Source organism: Moraxella porci DSM 25326, from assembly GCF_002014855.1.
GTDB lineage: Bacteria > Pseudomonadota > Gammaproteobacteria > Pseudomonadales > Moraxellaceae > Moraxella > Moraxella porci.
Window position 1 is genome coordinate 430,272 of the sequence record NZ_MUYV01000001.1, and the last position, 20,669, is coordinate 450,940.

The 20,669-nt window shown below is 47.5% G+C and carries 22 protein-coding genes; 11 read left to right on the plus strand and 11 right to left on the minus strand.

What is annotated here, in order from left to right:
* The first annotated feature begins 13 nt into the window (after window positions 1-13).
* On the plus strand, window positions 14-847 hold the full coding sequence (locus tag B0681_RS02040; protein ID WP_228143830.1) for a polyphenol oxidase family protein: 834 nt from the start codon (window positions 14-16) through the stop codon (window positions 845-847).
* A 22-nt stretch (window positions 848-869) separates the two neighbouring features.
* Here the strand turns inward: B0681_RS02040 and B0681_RS02045 are convergent, their stop codons facing one another.
* Complete coding sequence (locus B0681_RS02045; protein ID WP_078317066.1) at window positions 870-1,643, minus strand: Nif3-like dinuclear metal center hexameric protein; 774 nt, start codon at window positions 1,641-1,643, stop codon at window positions 870-872.
* Window positions 1,644-1,884: 241 nt separating this feature from the next.
* On the opposite strand from B0681_RS02045, the gene B0681_RS02055 reads away from it, so the two are divergent.
* The 5 genes from B0681_RS02055 to folD all read left to right on the plus strand — a co-directional run bounded on the left by B0681_RS02055 (window position 1,885) and on the right by folD (window position 8,726).
* On the plus strand, window positions 1,885-4,095 hold the full coding sequence (locus B0681_RS02055; protein WP_078317068.1) for a heavy metal translocating P-type ATPase: 2,211 nt from the start codon (window positions 1,885-1,887) through the stop codon (window positions 4,093-4,095).
* 121 nt (window positions 4,096-4,216) lie between these two features.
* Window positions 4,217-4,990, plus strand: coding sequence for a hypothetical protein (locus B0681_RS02060; protein ID WP_078317069.1), 774 nt, complete (start codon window positions 4,217-4,219; stop codon window positions 4,988-4,990).
* 108 nt (window positions 4,991-5,098) lie between these two features.
* The gene (locus tag B0681_RS02065; protein WP_078317070.1) at window positions 5,099-5,410 is read left to right on the plus strand and encodes an ATP-dependent Clp protease adaptor ClpS; all 312 of its coding nucleotides are present in this window, start codon (window positions 5,099-5,101) and stop codon (window positions 5,408-5,410) included.
* Window positions 5,411-5,503: 93 nt separating this feature from the next.
* Window positions 5,504-7,828: an ATP-dependent Clp protease ATP-binding subunit ClpA gene (clpA, locus tag B0681_RS02070; RefSeq protein WP_078317071.1), complete on the plus strand. Its 2,325-nt coding sequence runs from the start codon at window positions 5,504-5,506 to the stop codon at window positions 7,826-7,828.
* A 46-nt stretch (window positions 7,829-7,874) separates the two neighbouring features.
* On the plus strand, window positions 7,875-8,726 hold the full coding sequence (folD, locus tag B0681_RS02075; protein ID WP_078317072.1) for a bifunctional methylenetetrahydrofolate dehydrogenase/methenyltetrahydrofolate cyclohydrolase FolD: 852 nt from the start codon (window positions 7,875-7,877) through the stop codon (window positions 8,724-8,726).
* Window positions 8,727-8,776: 50 nt separating this feature from the next.
* On the opposite strand, the gene B0681_RS02080 is transcribed toward folD, so the two are convergent.
* The 3 genes from B0681_RS02080 to B0681_RS02090 are packed head-to-tail and all read right to left on the minus strand — an operon-like array spanning window position 8,777 to window position 10,469.
* Window positions 8,777-9,634, minus strand: coding sequence for an MBL fold metallo-hydrolase (locus B0681_RS02080; RefSeq protein WP_078317073.1), 858 nt, complete (start codon window positions 9,632-9,634; stop codon window positions 8,777-8,779).
* Complete coding sequence (locus B0681_RS02085) at window positions 9,631-10,059, minus strand: DUF6691 family protein (RefSeq protein WP_078317074.1); 429 nt, start codon at window positions 10,057-10,059, stop codon at window positions 9,631-9,633. Before B0681_RS02085 ends, B0681_RS02080 begins: the two co-directional genes overlap by 4 nt.
* Entirely contained in the window at window positions 10,056-10,469 is a 414-nt protein-coding gene (locus tag B0681_RS02090; protein ID WP_078317075.1) for a YeeE/YedE family protein, read from the minus strand. Before B0681_RS02090 ends, B0681_RS02085 begins: the two co-directional genes overlap by 4 nt.
* Window positions 10,470-10,573: 104 nt before the next feature.
* On the opposite strand from B0681_RS02090, the gene B0681_RS02095 reads away from it, so the two are divergent.
* Window positions 10,574-10,873 (plus strand): ArsR/SmtB family transcription factor, encoded by a 300-nt coding sequence (locus tag B0681_RS02095; protein WP_228143831.1) that lies wholly within the window; start codon window positions 10,574-10,576, stop codon window positions 10,871-10,873.
* A 149-nt stretch (window positions 10,874-11,022) separates the two neighbouring features.
* Here the strand turns inward: B0681_RS02095 and B0681_RS02100 are convergent, their stop codons facing one another.
* From B0681_RS02100 to B0681_RS02115, 4 genes are all read right to left on the minus strand, one after another.
* Window positions 11,023-11,751, minus strand: coding sequence for an amino acid ABC transporter ATP-binding protein (locus B0681_RS02100; protein ID WP_143821215.1), 729 nt, complete (start codon window positions 11,749-11,751; stop codon window positions 11,023-11,025).
* 108 nt (window positions 11,752-11,859) lie between these two features.
* Window positions 11,860-12,525 (minus strand): ABC transporter permease subunit, encoded by a 666-nt coding sequence (locus B0681_RS02105; protein ID WP_369803833.1) that lies wholly within the window; start codon window positions 12,523-12,525, stop codon window positions 11,860-11,862.
* Window positions 12,518-13,267: an amino acid ABC transporter permease gene (locus B0681_RS02110; RefSeq protein WP_078317078.1), complete on the minus strand. Its 750-nt coding sequence runs from the start codon at window positions 13,265-13,267 to the stop codon at window positions 12,518-12,520. The genes B0681_RS02105 and B0681_RS02110 overlap by 8 nt, the downstream gene beginning before the upstream one ends.
* An 85-nt stretch (window positions 13,268-13,352) precedes the next feature.
* The gene (locus tag B0681_RS02115; RefSeq protein ID WP_078317079.1) at window positions 13,353-14,312 is read right to left on the minus strand and encodes a glutamate/aspartate ABC transporter substrate-binding protein; all 960 of its coding nucleotides are present in this window, start codon (window positions 14,310-14,312) and stop codon (window positions 13,353-13,355) included.
* 543 nt (window positions 14,313-14,855) lie between these two features.
* On the opposite strand from B0681_RS02115, the gene B0681_RS02120 reads away from it, so the two are divergent.
* Complete coding sequence (locus tag B0681_RS02120; RefSeq protein WP_078317080.1) at window positions 14,856-15,254, plus strand: DUF4377 domain-containing protein; 399 nt, start codon at window positions 14,856-14,858, stop codon at window positions 15,252-15,254.
* Window positions 15,255-15,329: 75 nt separating this feature from the next.
* Here the strand turns inward: B0681_RS02120 and B0681_RS02125 are convergent, their stop codons facing one another.
* Complete coding sequence (locus B0681_RS02125; RefSeq protein ID WP_078317081.1) at window positions 15,330-16,745, minus strand: L-serine ammonia-lyase; 1,416 nt, start codon at window positions 16,743-16,745, stop codon at window positions 15,330-15,332.
* 65 nt (window positions 16,746-16,810) lie between these two features.
* Entirely contained in the window at window positions 16,811-17,830 is a 1,020-nt protein-coding gene (locus B0681_RS02130; RefSeq protein WP_158077909.1) for a WG repeat-containing protein, read from the minus strand.
* Window positions 17,831-18,179: 349 nt separating this feature from the next.
* On the opposite strand from B0681_RS02130, the gene B0681_RS02135 reads away from it, so the two are divergent.
* From B0681_RS02135 to bfr (B0681_RS02145), 3 genes are all read left to right on the plus strand, one after another.
* Entirely contained in the window at window positions 18,180-18,374 is a 195-nt protein-coding gene (locus B0681_RS02135) for a (2Fe-2S)-binding protein (protein WP_078317083.1), read from the plus strand.
* A gap of 463 nt (window positions 18,375-18,837) precedes the next feature.
* Entirely contained in the window at window positions 18,838-19,332 is a 495-nt protein-coding gene (gene bfr / locus B0681_RS02140; protein WP_078317084.1) for a bacterioferritin, read from the plus strand.
* Between the two features lie 12 nt (window positions 19,333-19,344).
* Window positions 19,345-19,818: a bacterioferritin gene (bfr, locus tag B0681_RS02145; protein WP_078317085.1), complete on the plus strand. Its 474-nt coding sequence runs from the start codon at window positions 19,345-19,347 to the stop codon at window positions 19,816-19,818.
* 80 nt (window positions 19,819-19,898) lie between these two features.
* On the opposite strand, the gene B0681_RS02150 is transcribed toward bfr (B0681_RS02145), so the two are convergent.
* Entirely contained in the window at window positions 19,899-20,657 is a 759-nt protein-coding gene (locus B0681_RS02150; RefSeq protein WP_228143832.1) for a MipA/OmpV family protein, read from the minus strand.
* Window positions 20,658-20,669 lie beyond the last annotated feature (12 nt).

Here is a 20,669-nt window from a genome sequence, read left to right on the forward strand (position 1 = left end):
AAAGGATGTGATGATGAGTGATGGCGTGCCTGTTGGCGTACTTTATCAAGATGATGGCGTGTTGGTTGTACAGACACGAGCGGGGGTTTTTGATAAGTTTGATGATACTGATTTGTACGGTGAATTTAACTTGGGTTTGCATGTCAATGATAATCCCAAATCCGTACTACAGCGCCGCGCTATGCTGTTAGATGCCATCAGTGCCTATGCAGCGATCGAGGACATCCATTGGCTTAATCAAATACACGGCGATACTGTGCTTGATGTTGATGCGGATATGCCATCATTACAGGCGGTGTCTGCTGATGCACTCATCACCAAGTCATCCAATCATGCACTTGCCATCATGACGGCTGACTGTGTTCCTGTGGCGATTTTTGGTCAAAATCAAGATGATGGCATTGCCTGTATTCATGCAGGTTGGCAGGGATTGGTGAATGGCATCATCGCCAAAAGCTATGCCAAGCTAAGCACCAAGAACACCGCGATGCAAAATCCCAAAGCCATCATCGGCGCCTGCATCTCGCAAGGCTCGTATCAAATCACAGATGCACTTGCCAAGCGTATCTGTGATGAGGTGACAGCGCAGTCGCTTGTCAATATGACAGCATCAGATCTGTATGATAGCATCATCATTCCATCGGATGATGCTGGTAAAGTAAATATTGATATTGTCAAGCTTGCACGGCTAGAGCTTGAGCATCTAGGCATCGAAGTGGTGAATGATTCCGTGCCGTGCAGTTATCTTGAGCCGACATTATACTCTTATCGCGCTCAGACGCATGCAGGCAAATTGGCCACTGGCAGAATGGCATTACTCATCGCCAAAAAACAAGCCAAGACTTAGCTTGGCCTGTACAAGTGATGGCTTATGCAGGGTTGTCAATGTCAATAAACTGCGTCTTAATACCGAACTGATCAGCGATGCGATCAGCCAGCCGCATCACGCCACCGCGCTCGGTCGCATGATGACCTGCAGCAAAATAATCAACACCCATCTCACGCGCCATGTGGGTGGTGCGCTCTGAGATCTCACCAGAGATGAAGGCATCGCAGCCCATTAGCGCAGCTTGCTCGATCATATCCTGAGCGCCGCCTGTGCAGATGGCGATCTTCTTTAAGGTTCGCTTTGGATCATCGGCTGCGATGTGTGTCGGCGTGCGACCTAGGGCGTGGGCGATTTTTTGGGCAAGTTCATCGGCGGCGATCGGCGCAGTGCTGGCGATATTACCCACAGGATGTTTTTGGTCTGGATACAGCGCGTCTGTGATGGTAAGATCTAACAGATCGGCAAGCGCGCGGTTATTGCCAAGCTCGGGATGAGCATCGAGTGGCAAATGATAAGCGATGAGCGAGATGCCATGCTCGTATAAGCTTTGGATGCGCTTGCCTTTCATGCCAGTCAATGGCTGTGCTTCACCTTTCCAAAAATAGCCGTGATGCACCAAGATCGCCTGCGCCTTATGTTCGATGGCTTGATCAATCAGCGCCTGACAGGCTGTCACGCCTGTGATCAGATGCTCAATCGGCTTGCCAGTATCGACCTGCAGACCATTGGGGCAATAATCCTTAAATTCATCAGCGCTTAACAGCGTATCACAATAATCTGCCAAGGCGGCTGGGGTGGGCAAAGTCTGGCTCATAGGTCAGGGTATCCTTGTTTTAGTAAATAAATACATCATTTATCAGCCATCATCAGCTGATGAGCTTTGGCTTTTTATTGTAGTGGGTTTTTGGATCAAGTGCAAATCACTGCCATCACGCTCATCGATTTTAGTATTTTTAAACTTGATTAAATTAATAAATCGGCTTGTTAATTTGACGCACAGCCTTATATAAAGAACATGGCCGTTTTGTGATGATACAACGGCACTAGGAGTACCCATGAATCAGTCTGCACATCCCGACCAAATCGCACCAAATCCACCGTTAACCACCAACACCGAGCAGTTTGCCATTACTGGTATGACTTGCCAGTCCTGCGCCAGTCGCATCGAAAAAGTGCTGAATAAAAAACCAGCCATCGAATCGGCCACGGTGAACTTTGCCACAGAGACGCTGACGGTGGCTTATGATGCTGACAGTACGGATGCTGATGAGGTGATGGCTTGGGTCGAAAAAACAGGCTTTCACGCCACACCGATGACAGAGCATACCACTACTGACGCGCAGACGCCTTGGGGTCTGATGGTGCTGTGGCTGCTGTCGTTGCCGTTTTGGGTGGGGATGATTGGCATGATGATCGGCAGCCATGCATTGATGGTGCCTGTGTGGCTGCAATTTGTGCTGGCTAGCATCGTGCAGCTGGTATTTGGTGCCAGATTTTATCGTGGCGCTTGGGCAAGCATCCGAGGTGGACTGGCCAATATGGATGTGCTGGTGGCGCTCGGTACGACGGCGATTTGGGCGTATTCGACTTATGTTTGGCTGACCCATCCGCATGCGATGCACGCGGTGTATTTCGAGGCATCGGTGATGGTGATTGCCTTTGTGTGTTTGGGCAAATACCTTGAGCATCGCACAAAAACCCAAAGTCTGGACAGCTTGGGATTGCTCAGCAAACTGATCCCTACTGAGGTCATTAAACAAGTCGATGGCCAATGGGTAAAAGTCGCCATCGACAGCATTCAAACAAAAGATGTGCTATTGGTCAATACAGGCGATAAGGTCGCGGTGGATGGCGTGGTGCTGTCTGGTGTGGGGATGACAGATGAATCGCATCTGACAGGCGAGAGTTTATTGATCCAAAAATCGAGCAATGACACAATTTATGCAGGCAGCACCTTGATGGATGGGTCGCTGATTTATCAAGCCACTGCCACAGGTGAGGCGACTCAGCTGGGTGATATGATGACAGCATTAAAAGATGCCCAAGGCACCAAAGCTCATATCGCGCGCTTTGCCGATCGGGTGGCGGCGGTGTTCGTGCCTGTGGTGGTTGCGATCTCGATTATGACATTTGTGGCTAATTGGATGCTGGGCACGGGTTTTGATCAGGCGCTGATGCGTGCAGTGGCAGTACTGGTGATTGCTTGTCCTTGTGCTTTGGGACTGGCGACACCGGCGGCCATCATGGCGGGTATGGGTACTGCTGCTCGGCACGGTGTCTGGTTTAAAGATGCTGTGAGTCTTGAGTCTGCTGGCAGTATCGATACCATTATCTTTGACAAGACAGGCACGCTCACCACAGGCAAGCCAAGCGTGCGTCAGATGGCGCTGATGGACAGCGATCTGGATGCTAATACCGCGCTACAGCTGACCGCCAGCATCGAACAGTATGCCAGTCATCCCTTGGCTGATGCACTCATCCATGCTGCCAAAGCCGCCAATCTGCCACTACTGCCAGCTGATGACATCATCAGCACCACAGGCCAAGGGCTGTCAGGTAGGATCGATGCTGTGGGGCGCTTGACAGTGGGGACGCCTGATTTTGTCGGTATCGATGGCTGGATGGCTGATGAAGGTTGGCAAGATGTCAGCATTGTCGGTCTAGCCATTGATGGCGTGCCAAAGGCGATCTTTGGGCTAAGCGACACCCTAAAACCTGAAGCCGCCAGCATCGTCCATCAGATCCATCAAGACGATATCCAAACCGTGCTGCTCAGTGGCGATCGACAGTCGGTGGTGGATGAAGTGGCCAAGCATCTTGGCATTGACCGCGCCAAGGGTCAAATGTCACCGCGTGATAAGCTGGCATCGATCGAGGCACTCAAGCAGCAAGGCCACCGTGTCGCCATGATCGGAGATGGGGTGAATGACGCACCTGCGATGGCTGCAGCCAATGCCAGCTTTGCTGTTGGCGGTGCAACCGACATCGCGCGCCACAGTGCCTCTGCAAGGCTGCTTGGTGATTCATTAAGCCATGTGTATTATGCTTATACCATCGCGCGGATGACGCTTGCGAACATCAAACAAAACTTTTTCTTTGCTTTGGTGTATAACTGCATCGGCATTCCGCTGGCGGCGATGGGATTATTAAATCCGATGATGGCAGCCGCAGCGATGGCACTGAGCTCGATGTCGGTATTATTGAATGCCATGCGCCTAAAACGCGTGAGGCTAAATAGCGTCGATGGTGAAATTTCGGCAGTTTGATTTGGTAAATGAGAATTATTTGTATAAATTTCGTAGTCAACCAAAATAAATATTCTTATTTTTGCAATGTTTGCTATAATAGCCAAACATTTTATTCGTCACTCAATCCAAAGGTCTTACGGTGAAGCAAGTTTCCTCTTTGACAACAAATTTGACATCAAAATCACAGCGCGGTTCGACGAACCAAATTTTGGCGCTGTTCTTGATTGCGCTCATTTTTTCATCATTGATTGTCGCGGTGATCGGCTATAAATTTGGCTATCGTCAAGGCCTAAACAGCGTTGATAGAGCGGTCACCAGTAATAACGAAGCTGTCGCCAATGTCAGTCAGTTGTCTGCTGAAAATATTCAACTAAAACAAGACATTGCCACCGCGATTCAAGAACGAGACATCAGCCGCTCGACCCTTGATAATCTGCGCACCGACATCGAAAATCTAAAAACCACCAATTTGCAGCTTGAGCAGGTCAATGAGCTATTAAAGACTTCGGTGGCTGATCAAGGCGGTGTGGCGCTTAATATCATCGCCTCGGAGATCATCTCATTGCCCGAAAATACCTTTGAATATCGCTTTGATGTGGCGATGCTGGATATCTCAGGTAAGGCGGTGACCATGATCCCAAAACTAACCTTGTTAAATGAAACCAGCATGGTTGAGATCCCATTGGATCCTGCCAGCTATGATGTGCGCGGTGTCGCCAATATCCGCGGTCGATTCATCATGCCTGAGGGTTTTGAGCCTAAGCAAATGAAGATCGAGCTTGCCGCTGGCACCCAAAAAGTGCAGCAGCTGTATAATTGGCAAATCGGAAAAATCATCACTGATGCGCCGCCGTCATTATCAGAGATGTCGAGCACCAGCCATCGCCCGATTGTCAAATCTGACGCTCAATAAGGCGTATCATCAAGCAGGCGAAATGCTCAGTCATCGCCTGTTTTTGATTTTTAGATGGCTGTAGATCATTGAGCATCATACCAAAACCAACTTTCTCATGGAATTAACATGGATTCTAGTACCGATCTGGATACCGATGTCATCACCAAAAGCCAGACTCATGTGCAGCACCCCAAACTGTACGCAGTGGTGATGTATAATGACAATTACACGACGATGGATTTTGTGGTATTTGTGCTGATGGCGGTGTTTGAGCATTCGTTGGATGAAGCTTTTGAGCTGATGATGCAGATTCATCACGCAGGCCGTGCGGTCGTGGCGACATTGCCTTATGACATTGCTGAGATGAAGGTCGATGAGGTGACCATGCTGGCAGAACAAGAGCAGTTTCCGCTATTGACCACCATTGAGCCTGCCTAAGGTTTTGCCAAGTCACTGTCAGGTTTTACCAAATCACTGCCAGCTTTAACGGTGCGCTTGATACGCACACCCAATCATTTGATAAGGATAAGCATGTTAAGTCCTGAATTTATTAGCATCCAAGAATTTATCCAAGCATATGCCAAGCAGCATCAGCATCAGTTCATCACTGTCGAACATTTGTTTTTGGGCCTATTAAAAGATGAGACGACGATCAAGGTGCTTGAGATGTGTGGTGCGGACACGCAGCATTTTTTGACCAGCTTAAAGCAATACCTACAAGATTTCATCCCCAAGCGTGATGGCGTGGAGCCAATGCCCACCAAAAGCCTAAACCGAGTGCTTCAGCGCGCAATTTGGCAGGTGCAAGCCAGCCAAAGCGATCAACTGGTTGCGCCCATCGATGCACTGGTAGCGATCTTTAAAGAAGATAATAGCTATGCCAATGAATTGATCCAGTCAAGCGGAATTGATATTTTGGCGGTGACGCGTGCCATTTCAAGCCTGAATCGGCAGTATGCCACCGATAGTGATCTTATGGATGACAGCAGTAAAGAAGGCTTAAGCGCCAAAGATCCATTACAGCTTTATGCTCTAAATCTGAACGAACATGCCAAATCTGGCAAAATCGATCCTTTGGTAGGGCGATCCGATGAGATCGAACGCTGCGCACAGATCCTGTGTCGCCGCCGCAAAAACAACCCACTGCTGGTCGGAGATCCCGGCGTCGGCAAGACAGCGATCGCAGAAGGGTTGGCATGGCTGATCACTAGCGGTCAAGCACCCAAGCCATTGGCTGATGCGACGATTTACAGTCTGGATATGGGCGCACTGATCGCTGGTACTAAGTTTCGTGGCGAGTTTGAGGCGCGCATGAAATCGCTGATTGATGTTTTAAAAACCATGCCCGAGGCGATCTTGTTCATCGATGAAATTCATATGATCATCGGAGCAGGCGCGTCGATGGACAGCAGTATGGATGTCTCCAATCTCATTAAGCCAGCTTTGGCAAAAGGTGAGATCCGCTGCATCGGCTCGACCACTTTTATTGAATATCGCCAAGTGTTCGAAAAGGATCATGCGTTATCCCGCCGATTCCAAAAAATCGACATCAAAGAGCCATCGATCAGTGATGCCATCGCCATTTTGGATGGCTTAAAAGGCTATTATGAAGCCTTTCATCAGGTCAAATACAGCGAATCGGCCATCAAAGCGGCTGTCAAATTATCCGCCAAGCACATTCATGAGCGCTTTTTGCCAGACAAAGCCATCGATGTCATCGATGAAGCGGGCGCATATCGCCGCTTACAGGCGACCACTCAGACCAAAGACAATACCGATGCCAAAGATCCGATGGCGTCATCTGATGAAATCAGTGTCAATGACGGTGATGAGGTGATTGATGTTGGTGATATCGAAAAAGTGGTCGCGAAGATCGCGCGCATCCCACCCAAATCGGTCACCAGCGATGACAAGCAGATACTAAAAAACCTTGAAAAAAATCTCAAGCAAGTCATCTTCGGCCAAGATGCGGCAGTGGAAGTGCTGACTGATGCTATTTTATTGGCGCGCTCAGGTCTTACGCACCCTGATAAACCAATCGGGTCTTTCTTATTTGCTGGCCCGACAGGTGTCGGCAAAACCGAGATCAGTAAGCAACTGGCTTATCAGTTGGGTGTGCCGCTGCTTAGATTTGATATGAGTGAATATATGGAGGCGCATACCGCCTCGCGTCTGATCGGAGCGCCACCAGGCTATGTTGGCTATGATCAAGGCGGTCTATTGACCGAAAAAGTCCAACAAAATCCGCACTGCGTACTGCTGCTTGATGAGCTAGAAAAGGCGCACAGCGATGTGTTTAATCTGCTTTTACAAGTGATGGATCATGGCACGCTGACGGATAATAATGGCCGTTCGGTGTCCTTTAAACAAGTCATTTTGATTATGACAACCAATGTCGGCGCCCAAAGCATCAGCCGAAATTCGATGGGATTTACCGAGCAAAGCCATCACACAGACAACCAAAAAGCCATCGAGCAGACCTTTAGCCCAGAGTTTAGGAATCGCCTAGATGCCATCATTAACTTTGCGCCGCTGTCTAGTGCAGTCATTGATGGTGTGGTCGATAAATTCATCACCGAACTACAAGCCCAGCTCATCGACAAAAACATCATTCTGACTGTCAATGATGAGGTGCGAGCGTACTTGGCGTTAAAAGGCTATGATCGATTGATGGGCGCGCGACCGATGGCACGACTGATTCAAGACTCTCTCAAAAAACCGCTGTCGCAGCTGATTTTATTTGGAGGACTGTCAGAAGGCGGCAGCGTTGAAGCAGTCATGCAAGAAGGTGCGATAAAGCTTAAGACCAAAGCTTTGGCAACCCGAAAAGTCACTGGAAAAAAAGCCATAAATTGACTATAATTAATGCGGTTTTTATTTATAAGCATGTAGGTGAGCGATTATGGCAACAATTTTAGATGGTAAAGCATTGGCAAAAAGCGTTGAGAGCGATCTTTTGGCGCGTGTCGAAGCCCTGAAACAAAAAACTGGCCGCACCCCGATTTTGGCGACCATCTTGGTGGGAGATGATCCAGCGTCTGCCACTTATGTACGCATGAAAGGCAATGCTTGTCGCCGTGTTGGCATGGACAGCATCCGTGTCGAAATGCCAGAGCAGACGACGACCGATGAGCTGTTAGCCAAGATCGATGAGCTAAACGCCAATCCGGATGTGCATGGTATTTTGCTGCAGCATCCAGTGCCATCACAGATCGATGAGCGCGCTTGCTTTGATCGCATCAGCTTGAGCAAAGATGTCGATGGTGTCACTTGCTTGGGCTTTGGGCGTATGGCGATGGGCGAGCCTGCTTATGGATCCTGCACCCCTCAAGGGATCATGCATCTATTGAATGATTATGGCATCGAGCTACAAGGCAAGCATGCTGTGGTGGTCGGTCGCAGCGCGATTTTGGGCAAGCCGATGGCTATGATGCTACTAAATGCCAACTGTACTGTGACCATTTGCCATTCACGCACCCAGAATTTGCCTGAGCATGTGGCTTCTGCCGACATCGTCGTCGGTGCTGTCGGTGTGCCTGAGCTGATCAAAAAAGACTGGATAAAACCAGGTGCCATCGTCGTTGATGCAGGTTTTCATCCGACCGATGAAGGCGGCTGTGGTGACATCGAACTGGACGGCATTGATGCCATCGCCTCAGCTTATACACCTGTACCAGGTGGTGTGGGACCGATGACGATCAATACTTTGATCCGCCAAACTGTCGAAGCTGCCGAAAAAGAAGCTGGTCTATAAAATCACAGACCAACAATGACAGCATCGCTTGTGTGAGCGATGCTGTTTTTTTAGAATTGATTGAGCGGAATTTTTAGATAACGGATGCCATTATCCTCAGCATCTGGCAGCCTGCCTGCGCGCAGATTGACCAAAATGGCGGGTAATATCAGCTTTGGCATGGACAGCGTTTTATCTTTGGCGTCGCGCATAGTGACAAAATTGGCCTTATCGGTTTGCGCGGCAAGATGGATATTATGCTGCTTTTGTTCGCCGATGCTGGCCTTATGACAAAAGGTATGTCGATCAGACGGCAGATAATCGTGACACAAATAGACTGTGGTATCACAGGGTAATCTGTAGAGCTTTTGTACCGAATCAAACAGCGCTTCACTGCTGCCTTTGGGAAAATCACATCGAGCGGTGCCATAATCAGGCATAAAGATAGTATCACCAACAAAAACCGCGTCACCGATTACATAGCTCATGCAAGCAGGCGTATGCCCCGGCGTGGCAAGTGCGATGGCAGACAGCGACCCGATGGCAAATGAGTCGTCATCGGCAAATAGATGATCAAAGCCCATCTGTGCATTGACTGTCTTAAAATCTGTATTATAGATCTCACCAAATACCGCTTGCACCTCTTCGATGCGATGGCTGATGGCAATCTGACCACCCAATTGAGACCTGAGATAACTCGCGGCGCTTAGGTGATCGGCGTGGATGTGGGTTTCTAAATGCCATTGTACTTTTAGGCTGTGATCTTGGACATAGTCAATGATCTCATCGGCAAGCTTGGTATTGGTAGATGCGCTGGCCATCTCAAAGCCAAGCACGCTGTCGATGATGGCACAATAATCCGTTGCAGGGTCAGTCACCACATAGCTGAATGTGTGACTGTCTTTATCAAAAAAATGCTGAACTTTCATGCTTTACTCCCATGTCGTCTCACCCAATCAAAGCCAAACATTGCGACCAACATAGGCATAAAAAAATACAATGCCTCAAACCTACCCAAGCCCATCAATGACAGCGCGGGGGCAGGGCAGATCCCCACCAAACCCCAACCAATACCAAAAAGCAGCGCACCCGTGATCAGTGATCGATCGATGCTTGTGGCAGTCGGCAGATCAAATTTGCCGTCGTCATGCGTTGCCATATGACGCTTGGCAAGTGTAAATGGCACAATCGCCACGCTGATCGCGCCGATCATCACAAAGGCCAGACCGGCATCAAATGCCCCAAAAATATCCAAAAATCCGATGACCTTGGCAGGATTTGCCATACCTGAAATCAGCAAACCTGCACCAAATAACAACCCAGCCATCAAGGCATAAATCTGTGCTTTATTCATAAAAGACCCCATCCGCGCATCATCGCAACACTCAGCATGCCTACTGCCATAAATGTCACAGTTGCGATCATCGAGCGCAGCGAAAGTCTGGATATGCCACATATCCCATGACCGCTGGTGCAGCCTGACCCCAGACGCGTACCGACACCGACCAGTACGCCTGCGATGACTAATAAAACATGATTATCAGTTAAGCTGATGGCATTATGATCTATCCAACCAAATAGCCGCGCCAGTAAGGCGCTGAGCAAAATACCCAATAAAAACCAGAGCGCAGGACTGGCTTTGGTAGTAGGCAGTCTTGCAATCATGCCGCTGATGCCGACCACTTTGCCTGTCGTGTACAGATATGCGACGCAGGCGATGCCAATCAACACCCCGCCAAGCCATGCCGATAAATAAGGATGCATAATGATCTCCATTAAAATATATTTTATTATAATATATATTTTTATATAATGATAGAAATTTTTTGTGCTTTGTGATACGATGGTTTCTTTTTTGGGGAATTAAGTTGAGTAATATTGATTTTACCGAGTTGCCCAAAGCGGTATCTGTGCTAAAACTCTTGGCCAATCCTGAGCGGCTAAAGATCGTCTGCGTACTGGCAGAGCGGTCTTTGAATGTGGGTGAAATTGAGATACTGACACACATTACACAGCCCACCTTGTCGCAGCAGCTTGGTATTTTGCGTAAAAAGGGCGTGCTAAGCACGGACAAGCGTGGCAAATTTGTGTATTATCAGTTGGCCGATCCTAAGCTTGTGCAGCTGATCGGCTGCTTGCATGAGTTGTATTGCGACCCCAGCGCCTGAGCTTATCACAGCGCACAGCTGATTAATGTCTTTGATAAATAGATGACCCCAGCCATCAGGCCATCAATCACAAAGGCCGATTCAGCCTTGACCATGATGGTCTAAAGCCAAATCAGCCTAAGCGGTGTCGGATTAACCTTTGATGCGGATCAATGATTCAAAATTTTGCCCAAAAACGCCTGCGCGCGTTCAGACTTGGCGTTTTGGAAAAACTCATCTTTGCTACAGTTTTCGACGATATGCCCTTGATCCATAAAGATAATACGGCTGGCGACTTGGCGCGCAAAGCCCATTTCATGTGTCACACACATCATGGTCATGCCCTCATTGGCCAAATCCACCATCACCTCGAGTACCTCTTGAATCATCTCAGGATCGAGCGCGGAAGTCGGTTCATCGAACAGCATGGCGATCGGATCCATCGATAGGGCGCGAGCAATCGCCACACGCTGCTGCTGACCGCCTGACATCTCGGCAGGATATTTTTTGGCGTGTGCTGCCAGACCGACGCGATCTAGATAGCCCATGCCTTTTTTGATGGCTTCATCAGCCCCTCTGCCCAGTACTTTTTGTTGGGCGATGGTTAGGTTTTCAATGATCGATAAATGCGGAAATAACTCAAAATGCTGAAATACCATACCTACTTGGCTGCGCAGTTTTGGTAGATTGGTGTTTTTATCGCCAACACTGGTGCCATTGATTAAAATTTCCCCTTTTTGAAAGGGTTCTAGGCCGTTGACAGTCTTGATTAGGGTGGATTTGCCTGAGCCTGATGGACCACAGACCACCGTGACATCACCTTTGTGGACATGAGCGGTGCAGTCAGTCAGCACCTGAAAATCGCCATACCATTTGCTGACATCGCGGATTTTGATCATGATTTCATCGGATTTGTGACCGCTGTCGGTGACAAGGCCACCAAATTCATTAATATAAGATTTATCGTCGATTTGGGTAATGATTGCCATGTTATGATCCTTGTTGCGTCAAACACGCAGATTCTTTTGAAGTCGTGCCACGCCTTTTGAGGCGATTAAGCTGATGATAAAATATACAGCACCGGCAGATAAAATATAAAATTCCAATAAGCCCATCAATTCACCGCGCACATAAGCTGCACGGAACAAGTCAACCAAGCCAACTGCAAACACCAGCGTCGTATCTTGAAATAAGATGATCGATTGCTGAAGCACCAATGGCAGCATCTTGCGAAAGGCTTGCGGCAAGATGATCAAACGCATGGTCTGCGGATAAGTCATGCCCAGTGCTTTGGCAGCATTTACCTGACCTTTGCCGATCGACTGAATGCCAGCACGAACGATCTCAGCAAAATACGCCGCCTCAAACATGATAAAGGCAATGGTACAGCTCATGAATTTGGCATCGACGGTCAGATAATTGCCCGTGACCATGGTGTACATCATCGGCACAGCAAAATAAAACCACAGCAGCACCAACAGTAGCGGCACAGAGCGAAAATAGTTGACATACAGCTTGGCAGGAATCGCCAAAATCGGCTTTCCAGATAAGCGCATCAGCGCAAGCAATGTCCCTAAGGCAAGGCCGCCGATCACTGCACAAATCAGCACTTTAAAGGTGATGCTAAGACCTGATAACAAAATCGGGGCAGCGGTTTGTAATTCATTAAGCATGCTGACCTCCATCGATTTGGCCTTTGATGCGCAGCTTTTTTTCAAGATAAGTCATGCCATAAATCAAAGTTAAATTAAAAATCAGATAAATGATCGTGGCATAAGTATAAATCTCAAAGCTGTTTTGAGTGTATTCACTGATGGTTTTGGTCTGGCTAATCAGTTCTGTGACACCGACCAGTGAGGCGACAGAGGCGTTTTTAAAGCAGTTGGTCAGCTCAGAACTTAAAGGCGGTAAGATGGTGCGAAAAGCTTGGGGTAGTATCACATAGCGATAGGCTTGAGCGGTGCTAAAACCCAAGGCAGCAGCGGCATTGGCCTGGCCTTTTGGCAGTGATTCGATGCCAGTGCGTACTTGCTCGATGATGCGTGCTGCGGTGAATAAGCCCAAACCTATGGCAGCTGAGATCGCAGCCGATGTGGTGGGATCAAGCGACTGATACCAAAAGGTGCGAAAGCCCTCGGTCAACAGATTTGGCATCACATAAAACCAGAAAAACAGCTGCACCAATAGCGGCACATTGCGAAAAAAATCGACATAAACTTTGGCGATCGTTTGCGCAGCTTTATTAGGCAGGGTGCGCATGATCCCAAGCACGGTGCCAATGGCCATCGCCAAAATCCACGCGCTGCCGCCGATGATGAGCAACCATTTAAACCCCGTCAATAGCCAATGCCAATACAGCTCATTGCCTATTCCTGTGGATTGCCAAAGGACGCTCCAATTCCATTGATAATTCAAGATATGCCCCTTAATTCAAACATGGCAAGCAAAGTCAACATCAAAAGATGCTGACTTGGGTAGATTTATCAAGTTACCTTGGCGGTTACTTGGCTTGGGTTGGTTGGTCGGTTGGCGTTGCCAACAGAGCTTTTAGGTTGTCAGACATGGCAAATTGCATGTTGACATTTTTTGGTGGGATAGGTTGGGTGAACCATTTGTCGTAGATGCTATTGATCTCGCCTGAGGCATAGACGGCTTTGAGGGCATCATCAACCACAGCTTTAAATTCGGCATCGCCTTTGCGCATCATACAGCCATAGATTTCAAATGATTGTGGCTCGCCAACGATGTGCCATTTGGCAGGGTCTTTGGCTTTGGCTTTCTCGCCTGCTAGTAGGACATCATCCATCATGAAAGCTTGCGCGCGACCATTTTCAAGCATCAAGAAAGATTCACCGTGATCTTTGGCTGAGATGATGTTGATGTTTAGTTTGTTGTCATCATTAAACTGGCGAATGTAGCGCTCTGATGTCGTACCAGCGGTGGTTACTAAGGTTTTGCCAGCCAAGTCATCAAAGCCATTGATGCCAGAGTCAGTAGCGGTCAATAGGCGCGTACCGATCTCAAAGAAACCCACAGAAAAGTCCACTTGCTGCGCGCGCTCTTCATTGTTGGTGGTAGAGCCACATTCAAGATCAACCGTGCCATTTTGCACCAATGGGATGCGAGTTTGTGAGGTGACCAGATTATAGCGTACTTTTAGATCTGGCATTTGAAGCTTTTGTTTGACAGCTTCGACAACTTTAAGCTGTAGGTCGTGTGCATAGCCCACAGGCTGATTTGGGTTGTCAGCGATATAAGAAAACGGAATAGAGGAATCACGATGCGCCAGCACCATGGTGCCTGACTGTTTGATTTTATCCAATGTGCCTTGTGTGCTGCCTGCTGCGGCTGGAGCGGCAGCATCTGTAGCGGCGGTTTGCTCTGCAGGCTTGTTACATGCGCTTAGGCCAACAGCGGCAACCATTGCCAAACCAAAAGATAAAGGTCTTAATTGAAACATATGAAATCCTTTTTAAATAAACACAAAAATCGTCAAAACTGACACAGCCATCACGATCACCGCAATCCTGCTGCATTATTACAATAGTGTAAAATTTGCTAAAAAGCAAGCAATTTATTTAAAAAAGCATATACATATTTTAGTATCGGCTCTGACAAGCCATTGATTAAGTCATTAATCATCAACTTAGCCCATCCAAATGTTAAAATTAAAACTCATCTGCCCATGCATGCGATTATTATTGATCAGTTGCAAATATTGATGAGTAGCAAAAACGATAGGATATCAAGATTGATGACTTTTTGATTGATGGCTTAAAGATGATGATTTATTGATGAAATCCAACAAAGCGCATCGGATGTTATCTTGGGATAACTCCGCGAAATAAATTTACACAAATTTTACAAATTGTGCCATCATTTTTACTTAACCTGTTCCATATTTTGTGTTAGGATGAATTTAGATCAGCACAAAAGCGTTTGCTAAGTGTTGAATCTATTGTTTTACACAGTTTTTGACAGATTTTTAATAAGGATGATCGATATGAAAAAATTATTTGCAGGTGTGGCGCTGGCTTCTGTGGCTTTGGTGGGCTGCGCATCGAATCAACTGGATGACAAGCAAGTCGTCATGGTTGAAGGCCAAGCTCAAGAAGTACAAGTACAAGCTCTACGCAGCTTTCAAGTAGAGATCGCACCACGCAAAGCCGTCTGCGAACTGACCAACACCGCTGGTGAAAAAGTGCAAGCCGAATGCCTGCAATATCGCCGTACTTTCGATCGTAACTTTAACACCCTAAGCGGTGACATCGAAGGCTTTGAATATGAGCCAGGTTTCCGTTATGTACTTGATCTAAAACAAGATCGTCTGCTAAACGAAGAAACAGGCCAAGTCGTGCCAAAATGGTCTTTGAATAAAGTGATTTCAAAGACAGCTGAATAAGGTCACACAGCGGCTGAGTATCAATCAGCACTGACTAAAAAACCAAATTCTCTGTGAATTTGGTTTTTTGTTGCCTTAACACTGACTAAAGCCAGATCCGACATTACTAAGCTCAATGCGATTGCTGGCTGCATTGGTGACATGTACCGCAAGTCCACCTTTGGCAGTTTCTTTATATTTATCCATCATATCCATGCCCGTGGCTTTCATCGTGGCGATGGCCTTATCCAGTGACACATGATGACTGCCATCACCACGCAGTGCCAGACGGGCGGCGTTGATGGCTTTGATGGAGGCCATGGCATTGCGTTCGATACACGGCACCTGCACCAGCCCTGCGATGGGATCACAGGTCAGACCAAGATTATGCTCAAGCCCGATTTCTGCGGCGTTTAGGCACTGCGCGACACTGCCGCCAAGCACATGTGCAAGTCCTGCTGCTGCCATCGCACAGGCAGATCCGACCTCGCCTTGACAGCCGACCTCTGCGCCTGAGATTGAGGCATTTTGTTTGATCAAAGCGCCGACAGCGCCTGCCACCAATAAAAACTCGCGCACCCCTTGATAATTAAAGGAGGGAATAAATCCACGATAATAATGTAGCACTGCAGGGATGATACCTGCTGCACCATTGGTTGGTGCGGTGACGACTTTGCCGCCTGCAGCGTTTTCTTCATTGACAGCCAGTGCGTACAGATTCACCCAGTCCATCGCCAAGAGGCCACCATTACCCGAATAGCCATACTCTTTGGACAGCTGTTCGTATAATGCCTTGGCGCGGCGTTTGACATTCAGGCCACCAGGCAAGATGCCATCGACCTTGCAGCCTTGGGTGACACATGCCTGCATGGTATCCCAGACTTCATTCAAATAATCTTTGATCTCGGTTTCTGATCTGAGTGTTTTTTCATTTTCAAGCATCAGTTCAGCGATGCTAAGATCGTGCTTTTGGCACAGTTCGGCCAGTTGCTCGGCACTATTAAAATCATAGATAAAAGACTGTTTTTCATCATGATTTTCGCTTTCTTCTAACTCATCACTGTCTTTGATAAAGCCACCACCAATCGAAAAATAAGTGCGCGATATTGTCGAGCCATCACTAAGTTTTGCCGTCAGGCGCATGCCGTTGGGATGCTGAGGCAGCGGCTGATCATCCCATAACAGATGCTGATCACCATCAAAAAACACTTCATGACGCCCGTCAAGGGTGAGTTTATGCTCTTGGTAAATGGGCTGTAGATACTCATCTGTGGCGGTGGTATCGATGCTGCGCGGCTCATGACCCAAAAGCCCAAGCAAGATCGCGGTATCGGTAGCATGTCCTTTGCCAGTCGATGACAATGATCCATACAGCTCAATTGTGATCTCATCAACCTGTGTCAGTCGATCGCCCAGATCTGCCAAAAAGCGATTGGCGGCGACCATTGGGCCGACGGTGTGTGAACTGGATGGCCCAATGCCGATTTTAAATAATTCAAAGACACTGATCATGTTTTATCCTTTTTTTATTATAATCTATTCAGGTTAAAGTTGGCTGCTATCACACCAGTTGATGATTATGAGCAGCTGCTATTGATGCCAGTTTTTGTGATGCACATTTTGCTGCCATCGCCCAGATTGCCAATCCAAGCTTTGCCATTTTCAAAGATCAACGGGCGGGCAGGCTTATTGGGGGTGGCGCTATTTGGGTGAATGCCGTCTTTGTGAAACTGAAAAGGGATCACCAAATCAGCTTTTTCATCAATAAATCCCCAATAATTGCCCTGACGCACAGCAGCCAAGCCCTCGGCATAGTCGCGCACTTCATCAAAAGCATACAGCACACGCAAATTGCCTTGGGGATCGACAAAGCCCCATTTGCCGTTTTGCTCGCGCTTAATCAGAGCTGCAGTCGAGGCGCTGCTTGACTGAGTGCTGGGCTGCACAGTTGTGATGCGACTGGTGGTTGTCGGCTGTGTGGGCGCGATGGGTTGGCTTATGATGCGAGTTTGGTTGCGGCTGGCCGCTGTATTTGATGCGCTTCGGCTAACCACTGGCGGCTGGATGCGATTGCCTTGTTTGTCGATGTCGTAGCGCTGACCGCTTTGGGTGACACTTGCTACGCCATTGACATAGTCGGTGATTTGGCTGACACTGCGATCAAAGGTGCGGATCAGGCGGCCATTGCTGGCAAGCACAACAAAGCGACCATTGGCATACGCGATGAGTCGATCCTCTCGAACACCACGCGCCCAAATGCCAGATGGCATGCGATCATATTCAAAGCCAATGACCACTTTACCTTGGGCATTAATGTAGCCGACTTTACCGTTTTTGAGTACTGGCATGATCCCTGCGGCGAACTGACTGGGCAGGGCGGCTTGATAGGCGAATAAATCAGCGGTTTTGTTGCCGCGAGTATCCAAGAGCGCCACAGGCTGTCCGTTATCCTTGGTGGCCAAAAACACACCGCCTTGACTTGTGCAGGTGGTATTTTTAAAATGGCTTTTTGGTGGCGCGCAGGCATAAGCGCTGCCAAGACTGGCTGCTAAAAGCGATGCTGCGATCAGGGTTTTGGTCATTGAAATTTTAATCATAAAGCTGTGCATATTAAGATTTAAGATACCAAGTATTCTATTTAATTGTCGAGGTCAGTGCCCCCCGCATCTTTGGGCGGATCTGAAGTGACATTTTACCCATCAAAAGGCGATTTGTATAGATGCCATTGTGATTATTACCCATGAACTGCTCAATCAGCACATGCCAATCCATCATAAAAAACATCATGCGTTGGCAAATCATACTTAAATCAGCAAAAAATCAAAAAACATTTGCAAATGCGAACAGTTATTGTTATTATAATCATCAAATACAGAGAGTTGTTGTCTGTTTCTTTTTATATCAGATTTTGGGTGACACCCAACGACCATGAAAAGGAGTGATCAGATGTATGTCTGTATCTGTCATGATGTCAAAGACACACAAATTAAAACCGCGCTTGCCGCTGGCGTCTGCTGCATGAAAGGACTGCAAGATACGCTATCTGTCGGCACATGCTGTGGCTGCTGTATCCCAATGGTGCAGGATTTGCTTGATGAGCATAGTCAAAATGCCGTCGCCATCGATGTGATGGCAAGCTGACTGGCGCTGATAGGGCGATCTTTTAGATATTGGTTGTGATATTTTTTTGATGGCCATACGCCAAATGGCATTATGCGATCGCTGTATAAGCTTTCTTATGTTACCCGATTGTTGCTAAGTTGTGATGATCGGGTTCGTTTTTGTCTGCTGCCCAATGATTGATTTTTTGTATCGATAAGCATTATCAGTTTGAAAATAATCATCAAGTGTGAATAAATTGGATTTTGACTTAATATTTTAAAAAATAGCTATAATTTTCAAATATTTACAAAATTAGCCTGCATTTGTGCCGCCACTTATAAGCAATAATGACTACTGCTTGCATTTGCGAGCGATTGTCAGAGTGCTAAGCGTTCGCAGTTCATAACTATTACAATCCATTGCTGGATTTTGGGCATAAATGTGCTACCATAATCCCTACAAATTTTTAACTTTTATTTTAACTTTTATACAGGAGCGAGTGATGAAATCTTCTCAAAAAGTCATTGATTATCTAAATTTTCTATTGGGCGGCGAGCTGGGTGCGCGTGATCAGTATTTCATTCACTCTCAAATGTATGCCGAATGGCATCTGGGCAAGCTGTATGATCGCATCCATCACGAGATGGACGATGAGACCTTGCACGCTCAGCTGATCATTTCTCGCATTTTGATGCTTGGCGGCACGCCAAATATGCAAGTATCTGCCATCAACATCGGTACTGATGTACCAAGCATGCTAAAAAGCGATCTTGAGCTTGAATACAGTGTGCAAGAGCATCTTAAAGAGGGCATCGCGCTGTGTGAAGCTGAGCGTGACTATGTGACTCGCGATATGTTGGTGCGTCAGCTAGAAGACACAGAGCAAGACCACGCACACTGGCTAGAGCAGCAACTGCGTCTGATTGAGTTGATGGGTCTTGAAAACTACCTACAAAGCATGGCAGGTGAGCCATCTCAAGCCAACGCAGCGCACTGATAAGGAAATGATATGAAAGGTAATAAAGAAGTCATCCGCGCACTCAATGCCGCACTGGGACAGTCACTAATCGCCATCAACCAGTATTTCTTGCATGCGCGCATCGTCAAAAACTGGGGCATCGGTGAGCTAAACGAAGCTTTTTATAAGCAATCCATCCAAGAGATGAAATGGTCAGATCAGCTGATCGAACGCATTTTGTTGCTTGAGGGTCTGCCAAATTTGCAAGAATATGGCAAGATTTTGATCGGTGAAGATGTCGCTGAGATTTTAAGCTGTGATCTAAAGCTAGAAAATCGCAAGCACGATCTTTTGGTGGAGGTCATCAATACTTGTGAAACCAACCGCGATTATGTCTCACGCGAGCTGCTAGTCGCTCTAAAAGATGGCAACGAAGAGCATATCGACTGGCTAGATACCCAAAACGAGTTGATCGCATCAATGGGCATCCAAAACTACATTCAGCTTAAAGCCCAAGAAGACTGAGCATCTGCTGATCCTGAATAAAGCAGCCAAATTTGGCTGCTTTTTTTGGTGGATGATCATCAATACACGAAGCGCATCGATTAGAATTGATAATTAAAACCGACGCGCGTTCTGCTTTCGATATCATCGTTGGTCAGCGGGCTGTTCTTTTGGGTGTCAGATAGCCATTCGATGTTTTGGTTAATAAACACACTGATGCGCGGTGTGGCTTGGTAATTGACGGTGGCAGAGACAAATGGCGACCAGCTGGATTCGGCTTGATAAGCTGCCACGCCTGAGCGGACGGATTCAGCATCACTGACACCATAATAATAGTTATTATAATCTTCACTGCGCCAAGTCGCACCGAAGCTTGGGTAAATGGTCCAATCATCCTTAGTAAATTTGCTGACATGTGCCAGTGACAGCGTTTGGCCACCGTGCTTATCCAATAAGTCAGTAGTGGCTTTGGCGCGCAGACCACCGATCGGACTAAGATACATGTAGCTGATATGCGCCAGCGCCGAGGATTTGCGCTCATTGAGCTGTGCTAAGTTGCCATGCGCATCTTCAGGATCGAAGTTGCGACCATCATAGCTGACACCTGCACGCAGATGATGGCGATTGTCTTTATAAGGATAAATGCCTGCCTCCGCGCCCTCGATGTACACGCGGTTATTGTCATAAAAAGCTTGTGGCAGCACATAGGTCTGCGCATCAGCATCATAAGCAGAAGACAGATGCGTCACGCTCATTCCTGCGCTGAATGTTGCGTCTGGATCGATCGGCAGGCTGTCAGCATGAGCGATGATACTCATACCAGCTGCGCTGATGATGGCGAAATGAAAGGCAGATTTCATATTAATCCTTAA